Annotated in this window: 10 protein-coding genes; 8 read left to right on the top strand and 2 right to left on the bottom strand. The window is 48.9% G+C overall.

What is annotated here, in order from left to right:
* Positions 1 to 126: 126 nt before the first annotated feature.
* Positions 127 to 723 carry a 5-formyltetrahydrofolate cyclo-ligase gene (locus tag BLP63_RS11975; RefSeq protein ID WP_092591885.1) on the bottom strand — a complete coding sequence of 199 codons (597 nt, stop codon included), beginning with the start codon at positions 721 to 723 and terminating at the stop codon, positions 127 to 129.
* Positions 724 to 976: 253 nt separating this feature from the next.
* On the opposite strand from BLP63_RS11975, the gene ftsE reads away from it, so the two are divergent.
* The 8 genes from ftsE to BLP63_RS11935 all read left to right on the top strand — a co-directional run bounded on the left by ftsE (position 977) and on the right by BLP63_RS11935 (position 11936).
* Positions 977 to 1699, top strand: a complete 723-nt coding sequence (gene ftsE / locus BLP63_RS11970) for a cell division ATP-binding protein FtsE (RefSeq protein WP_092591883.1) — start codon at positions 977 to 979, stop codon at positions 1697 to 1699.
* A complete protein-coding gene (ftsX, locus tag BLP63_RS11965) occupies positions 1689 to 2585 on the top strand; it encodes a permease-like cell division protein FtsX (RefSeq protein WP_092591881.1) in 897 nt (298 codons plus the stop codon). Before ftsE ends, ftsX begins: the two co-directional genes overlap by 11 nt.
* Positions 2586 to 2613: 28 nt before the next feature.
* Positions 2614 to 3747: a murein hydrolase activator EnvC family protein gene (locus BLP63_RS11960; protein WP_092591879.1), complete on the top strand. Its 1134-nt coding sequence runs from the start codon at positions 2614 to 2616 to the stop codon at positions 3745 to 3747.
* An 82-nt stretch (positions 3748 to 3829) separates the two neighbouring features.
* Positions 3830 to 5056 carry a S41 family peptidase gene (locus BLP63_RS11955; protein ID WP_092591877.1) on the top strand — a complete coding sequence of 409 codons (1227 nt, stop codon included), beginning with the start codon at positions 3830 to 3832 and terminating at the stop codon, positions 5054 to 5056.
* Positions 5053 to 6168 carry an AI-2E family transporter gene (locus tag BLP63_RS11950; protein ID WP_092591875.1) on the top strand — a complete coding sequence of 372 codons (1116 nt, stop codon included), beginning with the start codon at positions 5053 to 5055 and terminating at the stop codon, positions 6166 to 6168. Before BLP63_RS11955 ends, BLP63_RS11950 begins: the two co-directional genes overlap by 4 nt.
* Positions 6169 to 6349: 181 nt before the next feature.
* The gene (gene uvrB, locus BLP63_RS11945) at positions 6350 to 8320 is read left to right on the top strand and encodes an excinuclease ABC subunit UvrB (RefSeq protein WP_092591873.1); all 1971 of its coding nucleotides are present in this window, start codon (positions 6350 to 6352) and stop codon (positions 8318 to 8320) included.
* A gap of 5 nt (positions 8321 to 8325) precedes the next feature.
* Positions 8326 to 11280 carry an excinuclease ABC subunit UvrA gene (uvrA, locus tag BLP63_RS11940; protein ID WP_092591871.1) on the top strand — a complete coding sequence of 985 codons (2955 nt, stop codon included), beginning with the start codon at positions 8326 to 8328 and terminating at the stop codon, positions 11278 to 11280.
* A complete protein-coding gene (locus BLP63_RS11935; RefSeq protein WP_092591869.1) occupies positions 11277 to 11936 on the top strand; it encodes a hypothetical protein in 660 nt (219 codons plus the stop codon). The genes uvrA and BLP63_RS11935 overlap by 4 nt, the downstream gene beginning before the upstream one ends.
* Before the next feature lie 95 nt (positions 11937 to 12031).
* On the opposite strand, the gene BLP63_RS11930 is transcribed toward BLP63_RS11935, so the two are convergent.
* The gene (locus tag BLP63_RS11930; RefSeq protein WP_170829438.1) at positions 12032 to 12514 is read right to left on the bottom strand and encodes a ferritin-like domain-containing protein; all 483 of its coding nucleotides are present in this window, start codon (positions 12512 to 12514) and stop codon (positions 12032 to 12034) included.
* Position 12515: the final 1 nt, after the last annotated feature.

Here is a 12515-nt window from a genome sequence, read left to right as displayed (position 1 = left end):
ACAGGGCGTAGTACGCGGCCCGGTGTCCTCTGATCTTTGTGTCTTATGGGAAATTTCTTTTGAAGTGTTTTAAGGGTGGATGCCGGTGAAAACCGGTGTCGGTGGGACACCAAGTTTCAGGGTCGCTTATCTGCCCTTTAAATCTGCATTTGGCGTTCGGATGATCCGGTGCTCCGTAATCAGATAATCCAGCGGGATGTCGTGGGGTTCCACAGGGATCTGCCCGTTCGGTACGATCTGAAGGTCGTAGGCAATCCCGCAGACCACACATTCCGTCCTGACGTGAGGGAGCAGCTTGTCGTAATAGCCAGCGCCATACCCAATCCGGTTGCCGAGTACATCAAAGACAACGCCTGGGGAAAGAATCAAATCGAGATCCGATGGTTGGATGTCCGGTACCCTGTCTTTAGACGGCTCAAGAATGCCATAGGCGGAGCGGATGAGCTCGTCGAAGGATTGGATCGAATACAAATCCAAACGGTCTGCTTTCTTGTTGACTCTTGGCACAACCGGGGTCTTTCCAGTTTTCCAAAGGTGCTCAATAATTCCCGCGGTACGGACTTCATCCTTGAAGTCCATAAAGATCATGACGGTTTTGGCGTTGTCCAGCAGTGGGGTGTGAATAAGCTGGTCCAGTATTTGAGCGCTTTTAGCGTCAAGCTCTTCTTCTGTAAGACTGCTGCGTCGCTCGAGAATACTCGCTCGGAGTGTCTGCTTGTCCATGGGAAGTCCTCCTCTTAAATCAATGGCTTATTTACATCATAGGCAATCCCGGCCCAATTGGCAAGGGTTGACTTTTTTACTTTGTAAAAGGGGGGTGTCATTTAACTGTAACCTCGAGCACATACGGTTTTTTTTAATGTTCGCTTTTCTTATGGCTGGTATTGAGATAGAATAGTAGTGATGTAAAAGTATTGGTTAAACTAACTAAAATTATTTCAAAAAGGCGTCTGCCGTCAACGAGGAGTGATTATATATGCATTTTGCGGATCAATTGCCGGAAGATCTTCCGCAGATTCGCCTGGAGGGTGTCACTGTCCGTTTTGATGATGGACACGAAGCGCTAAGGAATGTCAGTTTGGATGTTCAAAAGGGAGAGTTCATTTTCGTCGTTGGGCCATCAGGTGCCGGAAAATCGACGTTTATCAAATTGCTGCTGAAGGAATCTGACGCGACTGAAGGAAAAATCTACGTCTGCGGGAAGAAAGTTTCGAATATGCACAGGCGCAAAGTGCCGTTCCTCAGGCGTCAGCTCGGCGTTGTCTTTCAAGATTTCAGACTTTTACCCAACAAAACCGTTTATGAAAACGTCGCTTTTGCCATGGAAATTATTGAAGCCAAAGAGCGGGACATTCGCAGGCAGGTGCCTATGATCCTGAGTATTGTCGGCCTTGCAGACAAGCACAAACTATATCCCCATCAGCTGTCCGGCGGCGAGCAGCAGCGGGTTTCCATAGCCCGGGCCATGATCAATAACCCTCCGGTTTTAATAGCAGATGAGCCAACAGGCAATCTGGACCCGGACACCTCCTGGGAAATCATGAAGCTGCTGAGACAGATCAATCAGAGAGGGACAACTATCATCATGGCCACTCACGACAAGACTATCGTTGATGTCATGCAGCAGCGCGTCATAGCGCTGAGCGAAGGCAAGATCATCAGGGATGAGTTGGGAGGTTGCTACGGCTGTGAAGATTAGATCGATACGTTATACATTAAAGGAAAGCATGAAAAATCTGTGGCGCAACAGGCTGATGAGTTTAGCCTCTCTGTCTTCCGTGGCGGCGACGCTGCTGATTTTGGGGATCATTTTTATACTGATCGTCAATATAAACTCCCTTGCCCAAGGGGCGAAAGAGCAGTTCGACTCTGTTCAGGTTTATTTGGATGATGGCCTTGAGACATCGCGGATAGAGACAATAGGTCAGGAAATTTTCGCCCTTGAGGGCGTGAAAGAGGTCGTCTTTGAGACTAAGGAAGATGCCATGGAGAAGATGAAGACGCAGTGGCAGGAAAATGGCTATCTGCTCGACGGGCTTGAGTCCAACCCGCTTCCGGACAGCTTCATCATCACTTTAAATGATATTGGGTTCGCGAATTATGTCGTTCGCAATATTGAGAAGATTGAGGGTGTTGAGGAAATCAAATATTACCAGGAGATTATTGAACGGATGATGAATATTGCAGATATGATCCGGACAGTAGGCCTGGTGGTTATGTTCACACTGGTAGCCCTCAGTACCTTTATAATCAACAATACGGTGAAGCTGGCAGTTAACGCCAGGCGTCGGGAAATCAACATCATGAAGTATGTGGGCGCGACGAACTGGTTTGTCCGCTGGCCATTTCTCGTAGAAGGGACGGTGCTTGGGCTCCTTGGTGCATTGGTGTCTGCCGGTGTGATTTACGCGCTTTATCAGTACCTGCATACAATCCTGAGCAGCCAGTTTTACGTGCTGATCGCCGCGTATCTGGTGAGTGTTGAGTCCGTTATGAAGGATATATTGATTTTGTTTATTGTCATTGGCTCAGGTATAGGTATTTTAGGCAGTATTTTGTCCATGAAAAAATATTTGAACGTATAATGAGCTCACTGAAAGGAGGTCGCCCCCCTTGAGAAGATGGATCGCCGCATTGGTTGCGGTTGTCATGGTTTTTGGCGCGGTAGGCATGGAAAGCTATGCGAGCAGTCAGGATTTGCAGAAATATCAGGAGCAATTGAAAAAGCTGCAGTCGGATATGAAGAAAATTGATCAGCAGCAAAGACAGCTGACCGCCAATCAGAAATCCGTGGTGCAGCGGATTGGAAGCATTGAAAACAGTATCAGATCCGTTGAAGGTGAAATCAACGATATTTCTGATCGGATTGTCACGACGGAAGGGACGCTGAATGCCACCTTAATGGAACTGGCCAACGCAGAATCCAAGATCGTCGAGAAGAAGGACACGCTGAATCAGAGACTTCGGGTCATGTATAAGACAGGGCATGTCGGGTATCTCGAGGTACTTCTTGGCTCATTCAATTTTGAAGATATGCTGAGTCGCATGGATATGCTTCAAAAAATCTATGAGCATGACACAACACTGCTTGAATATATGCAGCAGCAGCGAGATTTAGTTGAGGAAAAAAAGAAAGCGCTGGAAGAACAGAGAGCGTCACTGGTGTCCCTCAAGTCCGACTTGTCGAGCAAACAGAAGAAGCTCTCACAAGATCTTACCAGCCTGGACACAGAGCAGCAAAACCTCAAAAAAGATATTAAAGCGCTGGAGGCACAGGAAGACCGACTGAATGAAGACGCGAAGAAAATCACAAGTTTGATCGCGAAGCTGAAGACGACTGAAAAATATGTGGGCGGTAAAATGATGTTTCCAACGCCTGGCTATACACGCATCACGTCACCTTTTGGGAACCGGCTTCATCCGGTCTACAAGACTTATAAGATGCATACAGGGATCGATATCGCAGCGCCCTCAGGCGCCAAGATCGTTGCGGCGCTGGATGGGAAAGTCATTTATTCGGATTGGTTTGGCGGCTATGGTAAGGTGATCATGATCGATCACGGCGGTGGGATTGTGACGCTTTACGCCCATTGCTCTTCGCTGGTCGTCAAGGCCGGGACAAAGGTCACCAAGGGTCAAACGGTTGCAAAGGTTGGAACCACGGGCGTTTCAACAGGGGCGCACCTTCATTTTGAGGTCCGTCAGAACGGAAAATACGTCAATCCGGTACCGTGGGTGACGGGGTAAATGAAAATGCTTTCAAGGGGCGAAGGCCAGCCTTTATAGTAAAGGTCGCAGGCGACGTCAGACAACCATAGGATGTGGTCAATTGAAAAAAAGTAATGTGGCACTATTGTGTATTGTTATGATGCTTCTCACTGCGGTTGGGACGTTTTTTGTCAGTAACTTGCTTCAGCTGCGGATTGGCGACAAGGTCTTAATGTCGAGAACAGACCTGGAATATTATCAGTCTCTGGACAAGCGCTACAGCAAGGTTGAAGAGCTGAAGGGCTATATTGACCAGTATTTCTATAAGGATGTCTCAGGTGTTGATTTTGAAGATGGACTTTTGAAAGGACTCTTCGCATCTTTGGAGGATCCCTATTCTGTTTATATGAATTCAATGGATTATGAGAACTTCAATATTTCGACGACGGGGGAATACGGCGGGATTGGCATAGTGGTGAGCCCAAATGAAAATGGCTACATTGAAGTCGTTTCCCCTATTGAGGATACACCGGCGGAAAAGGCAGGGGTTAAATCCGGTGACATCATACTCGCGGTAGATGAGAAGGATGTCAATGTGGAAATGTACGAAGAGGCAGTCAGCATGATCCGGGGAAAACCGGGTGAAGCTGTCAGACTGACCATTCGCCGCGCAGGTGTGACGGAGCTCATGGAATTTGAGATTGTCAGAGAAGAAATAAAGGTACAGGTGGTCAAGACAGAGGTTCTTGAGGACCAAATTGGATATTTGAGGCTTACCTCTTTTGATGAGGACGCTTACAAGGAATTTAAGTCGGAGTTGAATGCGCTTCTGGCTCAAAATATCACTGGGCTGATTATAGACCTGCGAGGGAATCCCGGGGGCTCTCTCAGTGAATGTACGCAAATCGCGGATTATCTTTTGGGTGAGCAAGTCATAGTCTATATGGAAGATCGCGCCGGCGAAAAGACTTATTACCGGTCGGACAAGGAAAAAGTGGATCTGCCTATGGCTGTTCTTGTCGACGGCGGCTCCGCCAGCGCGTCGGAAATACTGACAGGCGCTGTACAGGACTCAGAGTCAGGCGTCGTTATTGGCACTCAAACTTTTGGAAAAGGACTGGTTCAATCTGTGATTGAGCTGCGTGACAATACAGCGTTTAAACTGACGACCTCACAATATTTCACACCGGATGGCACGAATATCCATAGTGTCGGTATAGAACCGGACATTGTCATAGAGCCTGTGGAAGATGAGACACAGGACGTTCAGCTCGAAAAAGCCATTGATGTTATCAAGGCATCTGTTCAGACGACCGAAAACGCGTCAATTCAGGAGGCTTCGAATTGAAAAAACATCTGCTTCGCGTCATGCATTTGGAGTGGCTGCCAGTATTATTCATCAGTTTGATCCTTTTTAAAATTGTAGAGAACTACGTCAGCGTCTGGTCTTTTGTGAAGCTGCTCGTCGGATTGCTTATGCCCTTTGTATGGGGCTTTGGAATTGCGTATATTTTGAATCCGCTGATGAAAAACTTGGAGAAATTCCTTCGTTTGCCAAGGATGATGAGTTTGGTGGCGACGTACGCGATTGCGGCCTGGATCCTTTACTTGGCCATGACGGGCATAGTCCCGAGTATAGCTGCGAGCATCCAGGACATCATAGACAATGGGCCGGCCTATTTTGAGTCCTTGAGGAGATTTCTGCTGGACGCGTCTGTGCGCATTGAGAGCTTTGAATTTTTCGACTTGGAAAAATTTTTGGAACGGTGGAGCTTGGACAACATGCTGAGCACCATCAGTGAAAATTTAGACACGGCTGTCAGCGCCATGTTCTTTGGGGTTCTCGGTTTCGCGAACAGTATTTTCAAGTTTGTGATTGGTCTGATTTTATCCATATACTTGCTTAAGGACAAAGAAAAATTTATCTCCAGCATCAAGAGATCAGCCTACGCACATTTTGATAAAGAAACGGCGGAGGGCTTGTGCGGTTTTGTGCATGAAAGTGATCGTATGTTTACGAAGTTTATCATTGGAAAGATTGTTGATTCCGCAATAATTGGTATTTTGGCTTACTTTGGTTTGATTTTCATGGGGATCCGGTATCCAATTCTGTTGGCGCTGATCGTTGGTGTTACGAACATGATCCCGTATTTTGGACCGTTTATTGGCGCGGTTCCAGCTGTATTGATCACCCTGTTCTACAGCCCAATCCAATCTCTGTGGGTGCTGCTGTTCATTTTGGTGCTGCAGCAATTTGACGGCTATATACTTGGACCGAAGATTCTTGGAGATTCTGTAGGCGTAAAACCGTTCATGATCATTCTTGCCATTTTGCTGGGCGGTGGGTTGTTTGGGCTGCTCGGAATGTTCCTGGCAGTTCCGACGGCGGCAGTCATCAGAAATTATTATCGCCGTCATGTAGATCGCCGTCTTGAGGAAAAAGGCATTGTGATTTCCTGACGGACAAAATTGGACCCTGGCGCGCTGGGGTCCTTTTCCAGCTTTGGCGCAATTGAGAACGATTCTCGAGGTGTGTTTTGAAATTTGGTTGGGGACTGTCCCCAACCAACCTATTTGACGGGTAAAGGGTTCGAGGAGTATAATAGTTAGGGAACAAACGTTTGGATAACGAGGTGATCAAATGACTTTTCAAGTCGTTTCAGAATACAAGCCTACGGGAGATCAGCCCACGGCAATTGCAAAGCTGGCATCCGGGTTCGAAAGCGGCATGAAGGAACAGGTTTTGCTTGGGGTCACAGGGTCTGGAAAGACTTTTACGGTGGCTAATCTGATTGAGAAGATACAAAAGCCAACCTTGGTGCTGGCCCACAACAAAACGCTGGCAGCTCAGCTCTGCAGCGAGTTTCGGGAGTTTTTCCCAAACAACGCGGTGGAGTATTTCGTCAGTTATTATGATTATTACCAGCCGGAAGCTTATGTCGTGCACAGCGACACCTTTATTGAAAAGGATTCGTCGATCAATGACGAAATAGACAAGCTGCGACACTCGGCGACAGCGGCGCTGTTTGAGCGCAGTGACGTGATCATTGTCGCGTCGGTTTCGTGCATCTATGGTCTGGGGGACCCAATTGACTACAACAGCATGGTGCTGTCTCTCCGTCCCGGCATGGTTAAATCCCGCGAGGAAATCTTGTCGAAGCTGGTCGAGATTCAATATGTGAGAAATGACATTGCATTTACTCGAGGCACTTTCAGGGTCAGGGGCGACGTTATTGAAATCTTCCCTGCCGCTTCTGAAGAAAGCGCTATAAGAGTGGAGCTTTTTGGGGATGAGATCGAAAGAATTGCTGAGGTCAACGTTCTCACCGGGGAGATTCTGGGCAACAGGAAGCATATTTCCATTTTCCCAAGGTCCCACTACGTGACGAGCAAGGAAAAAATTGAAGCGGCCATCTCCGTCATAGAACAGGAGCTTGAAGAACGGCTCAAGTTCTATAAGGATGAAGGGAAATTTTTGGAGGCCCAGCGCATTGAGCAGCGGACGCGTTATGACATTGAGATGCTGCGGGAAATGGGCTTCTGTCAGGGGATTGAGAACTACTCGAGGATCTTGTCGGGCAGGCCTCCTGGAAGCCGGCCGTTTACGCTCATTGATTATTTCCCGGAGGATTTTTTGATGGTCATTGACGAGTCCCATGTGACCTTACCGCAAGTTCGGGGCATGTATGGCGGAGACCAGTCCAGAAAACATACTCTGGTAGATTATGGTTTTCGCTTGCCGTCTGCTCTGGATAACCGTCCCCTGAGCTTTGATGAATTTGAAAACGTTTTGGACAAGATCCTGTACGTCAGCGCAACGCCAAGCGCCTATGAGCTGAACAGGAGCAGTCAGGTGGTTGAGCAAATCATCCGTCCTACAGGCCTCCTGGATCCGCACATTGAGGTGCGGCCGGTCAAGGGTCAAATCGACGACTTGTATTCGGAAATCCTCATAAGGGTCGCCCGAAAAGAGAGAGTCCTTGTGACAACATTGACCAAAAAAATGGCGGAGGATCTGACGGAGTACTTTAAAAAAATGGATATCAAGGTCAGATACATGCACTCTGAAGTTGAGACGCTGGATCGGAACAAGATCATTCGCGGGCTCAGGGTAGGGGAGTTTGACGTACTGATTGGGATCAACCTCCTGCGGGAGGGTTTGGATCTGCCGGAGGTATCCCTGATCGCTATACTGGATGCGGATAAAGAAGGCTTCCTGAGGTCAGAAACGTCTTTGATCCAAACGATTGGCAGGGCGGCGAGAAATATTGACGGCCGGGTTATCATGTACGCGGATGTCTTTACGGGGTCCATGCAGCGGGCAATTGACGAGACCAACCGCAGAAGAGAGATTCAGCATGCCTACAACCTGGATCACAACATTACCCCGAAAGGTATTGTGAAATCGATCCGCTCAATCATTGAAGCGACCGAGGTCGCTGAAGAGGGACTTGATCCTGAGATCGAGGCATTGATCCTGGATTCTGCCGACCTGGAGAGAATGATCGAGGATCTGGAGAACGAAATGTACGTCGCTTCAGCCAATCTGGAATTCGAGAAGGCCGCTGTGCTGAGGGATAAAATTCAGGCGCTTAAGAAAAAATTGAGGTGACACAGGTGAGTAAGAATCAACTTGAAATCAGGGGTGCCAAGGAGCACAACCTGAAAAATATCGATATAGACATACCCAGAGATGAACTGGTCGTCATTACGGGTCTAAGCGGATCCGGCAAATCTTCCCTGGCCTTTGACACGATTTACGCTGAGGGTCAGCGGCGGTATGTGGAGAGCTTGTCGGCCTATGCCCGTCAATTTCTCGGACAAATGGAGAAGCCTAATGTGGAATCCATCAGCGGACTTTCCCCGGCAATTTCTATAGATCAGAAGACAACGAGCCGTAATCCAAGATCCACTGTTGGCACAGTCACAGAGATTTATGATTATCTGCGGCTCTTGTACGCCAGAGCAGGCACACCCCATTGTCCAGTCTGCGGCGTAGAAATCTCTCAGCAAACTGTGGATCAGATCGTGGACAGGGTGATGGGTCTTCCAGAGGGGACAAAGATTCAAGTGCTGGCCCCAGTCGTTCGAAGCAAAAAGGGCGAACACAAAAAAGAACTTGAATCGATTCGAAAGGAAGGCTTTGTCCGAGTCCGGATAGACGGTGTGATTCGGGAAGCTTCAGAAGATATTGAGCTGAGCAAGACCCAAAAGCACATGATAGAGGTGGTCATTGACCGGCTGGTTGTCCGGGAGGGCATTCAGCAAAGACTTTCCGATTCGGTGGAAACCGCCCTAAAGCTGACGGGTGATTTGGTAGTGGTCAATATCCTGGAGGGTGAGGATCTTGTCTTCAACACGCAGTTTGCCTGTCCGGAGCACGGCCTTGGCATTCCGGAAATGGAGCCCCGAATGTTTTCGTTCAACGCGCCCTATGGCGCCTGTGAGCACTGTAAAGGCATAGGCTATTTGCAGAAGATCGATCCTGAGCTGGTCATTCCGAACCGGAAGCTTTCTGTGAAAGAGGGCGCAATAGCACCGGTCGCCAATAGTGGCCAGGAGACCTTTTTCCCTCAGATGATCAAAGCGATTCTGGACCATTTTGAAGAATCAGAGGAGACACCGGTTGAAAAGCTGAAACCTGAAACTCTTGAGACAATTCTTTACGGCTCTGGGACTCATGAGTTTGAGATCTTTTTTGACAGCCGTTTTGGCGGTTACAAGAAATACAAAGCGACCTTTGAGGGGATTGTTCCCAACATTCAGCGGCGCTATAACGAGAGCCAGTCTGACAATATGCGGGAGTGGTTCAGCGAGTTCATGAGCCTTGAACCCTGTGAAAAATGCCACGGCGCGCGGCTCAAGGATGAAGTCCTTGCTGTCCGCTTTGGCGGGATCAACATCCATGAAATGACGGAGATGGCCGTTCGGGATCTGGTTGACTTCTTTGGACGCGTCGAGCTCGACGCAATGAAAAAAGCGATTTCTGAGCCCATTGTCAAAGAAATAGGTGGGCGCCTAAACTTCCTTAAAGACGTTGGCCTCGACTATCTGACGCTGTCGAGAACAGCCGGTACCTTGTCTGGCGGTGAGTCTCAGCGGATCCGCCTTGCGACGCAGATTGGCTCCGGTTTGGTGGGCGTTCTCTATATTTTGGACGAACCGTCTATAGGATTGCACCAGAAGGACAACAGCAAGCTGCTGAAAACCTTGAGAAACCTGACGGATATTGGCAACACCCTGCTGGTGGTCGAGCATGACGAGGAAACCATTATGGCGGCGGACCATGTCATAGATATGGGACCTGGGGCTGGGATCCACGGCGGTGAAGTGACCTTTTCGGGAAAAGTGCCCGAGCTTATGGTCAGCGAGACCTCTATCACCGGTCAGTACCTTTCCGGCCGAAAAAAGGTCGAGCTGCCTGAGAAGCGCCGCAGTCCAAATGGTCAGTGGATAAGGATCCTCGGCGCGAGTGAGAATAATCTGAGAGGCATTGACGTCCAGATTCCAAGAGGCGTGATGACCTGTGTCACAGGCGTTTCCGGCTCAGGGAAGAGCTCCCTGATCAATGAAATTTTGTATAAGAGCGCTGCTGTCAAAATCAACGGCACCCGGGTTAAACCCGGCCGGCACCTCAGCATTGAAGGTCTCGAGGAGATTGACAAAATCATAGACATTGACCAGTCGCCTATAGGCCGTACGCCGCGCTCGAATCCGGCGACTTACACCGGCGTATTCGACCCAATCCGTGACCTTTTCGCCAGGGTACCGGAAGCCAAGATGCGGGGCTACCAAAAGGGCCGCTTCAGTTTCAACGTCAAGGGCGGCCGCTGCGAAGCCTGCCGGGGTGACGGCATCCTGAAGATTGAGATGCACTTCCTGCCGGACGTCTATGTCCAGTGCGACGTCTGTAAAGGCAAGCGCTACAACCGGGAGACGCTGGAGGTGAAATACAAGGGCAAGAGTATTGCTGATGTTCTTGATATGAACGTCGAGGAGGCACTTGCCTTCTTTGACAGCATTCCAAAAATTAAGCGCAAAATTAAGGCAGTTCATGAGGTCGGCCTGGATTATATCAAGCTCGGGCAGCCTTCTACAGAGCTCTCCGGCGGTGAGGCACAGCGGGTCAAGCTGGCCACGGAGCTAAGCAAAGTCAGTACGGGCAGGACGCTTTATATCCTCGACGAGCCTACAACGGGCCTGCATGTCGCGGACGTCCACCATCTGATCAAAGTCCTTGACCGGTTGGTGGAGGGCGGCAATACGGTTGTGATTATTGAGCATAACCTCGACGTCATAAAATCCGCGGACTATATCATAGATCTTGGGCCTGATGGCGGCGACAAAGGCGGCGAAGTGGTGGCAGCAGGAACACCTGAGCAGGTGGCACGCTGTGTAGGCTCCTATACTGGCCAATACCTGAGGCCAATACTTGAGAAGGAACCTCTTTGGAATGCGTTGCCGTCTCAGGAAGCCGCAAATGAAGCCGTGCCTTTAGAGGATGCCGGGAAAGCTTCAGATCAAGCGACAACGATCAAACCTAAACGAAAAGCGAGGAAGAAGACCACATGAAAAGACGACTGAGCAGGAGTTTTTTAGCGACCTTCAGTTTTGTCGCCGCGTTTTTCTTTGTGCTGGTTTCCTTCATTCTGATCCCTGAACCCTTCGAAAGCGACAGGCTTGTAGCATGGCATTTCGGGCTGTTCAGCTTCCTTGTCTTCCAGCCCCTGATTTATTTGACCATCAGTGAGGCCTTATGCCGTCAGGCAGCGGATCTTTACAAATTCCGGTTTTCTTTAAAGACCGGTGAAACGCCGCTTTATGACAGGATCCTCACCGTGGCTATGATTGCTTTGACAGGACTTGTGCCGCTTTTTCAGCTCGATCAGATTGAGACGCGTATTATCATAATAAGCGTTGTGGCGTGGATTGCAGTGACAGAGATTCTGCTGGTCATCAGCGGCAAGTTAGCCAGGGCGGATTTTCAGCACGATATTATCCTGGTGCGGGGCGTGAATTTTCGAAAGCACTATGGATTGAACAGCAAGGCTATGACGACCAATGGGATTTATTTATATGAAGAGTTCGAATCCTACTCACTTCAAGGAGCGCTTTTGACCCTGAAATTGAAGGGATTGGGCGGGCGCCTTCGCCTGCGCCTGCCTAAGGACCTTGAGGAACCGGTCTGCGCTTATTTGGAGCAGGCTAAACTGATTCGGCGGGTCTGAAGGCCTTGACGTTTTCGCTCAAATAAAAAAGGAAATTGGAACAGCCTGGAAGTCTTGAAGTGACTCAGCTGTGCCAATTTCCTTCTTTTTGTCGATTAATATTCCATCATGTGGTTGAACTCGGCGGATTCGACCCATTCTTCAGGTCTTCTGACATACTCTGCGAGATTTTCGACGATCATAAGATGTCGATTTTCTTCCTCTTGAAGCTCGATCAGAATTTTCTTTTCGTGGTCTGACTTAGTATTCTCGTAGGCGTCACGATAAAAGTCGATGGAGCGGCGTTCCATTTCGGCAGCCTTGTTATAAGCTTCGAAGGCATGCTCCGGCATCTCGAGGTTTTCCTTGTTTTCGAGCGCTTTCGCAAAGACACTTTTGAGGGTATCCAGGCTGGTTCCTTCCATGAAGTGAACACTGCCGGAAATGATGTTGCTGACAATTTCGTAATGCTTGCGTTCGTCTGCTGCCATCAGTTCAAAGACAGCCTTGATGCCGGGATGCACAGCGTTTTTTGCGAGTTCAAGATAATACTGTTCACCGTCCATTTCCATTTTGACGGCAAGATCGTAAAGACTCATG

Source organism: Acidaminobacter hydrogenoformans DSM 2784 (assembly GCF_900103005.1).
Lineage (GTDB): Bacteria > Bacillota > Clostridia > Peptostreptococcales > Acidaminobacteraceae > Acidaminobacter > Acidaminobacter hydrogenoformans.
Note: the sequence above shows the minus strand (reverse complement) of the source record. Positions and strands in the feature narration are given on the sequence as shown.

Bases quoted from the DNA above. Each gene is read 5' to 3' on its own strand.
- ftsE (WP_092591883.1), top strand. From the start codon at position 977: ATGCATTTTGCGGATCAATTGCCGGAAGATCTTCCGCAGATTCGCCTG.
- BLP63_RS11930 (WP_170829438.1), bottom strand. From the start codon at position 12,514: ATGAGTCTTTACGATCTTGCCGTCAAAATGGAAATGGACGGTGAACAG.
- BLP63_RS11935 (WP_092591869.1), top strand. From the start codon at position 11,277: ATGAAAAGACGACTGAGCAGGAGTTTTTTAGCGACCTTCAGTTTTGTC.
- BLP63_RS11975 (WP_092591885.1), bottom strand. From the start codon at position 723: ATGGACAAGCAGACACTCCGAGCGAGTATTCTCGAGCGACGCAGCAGT.
- uvrB (WP_092591873.1), top strand. From the start codon at position 6,350: ATGACTTTTCAAGTCGTTTCAGAATACAAGCCTACGGGAGATCAGCCC.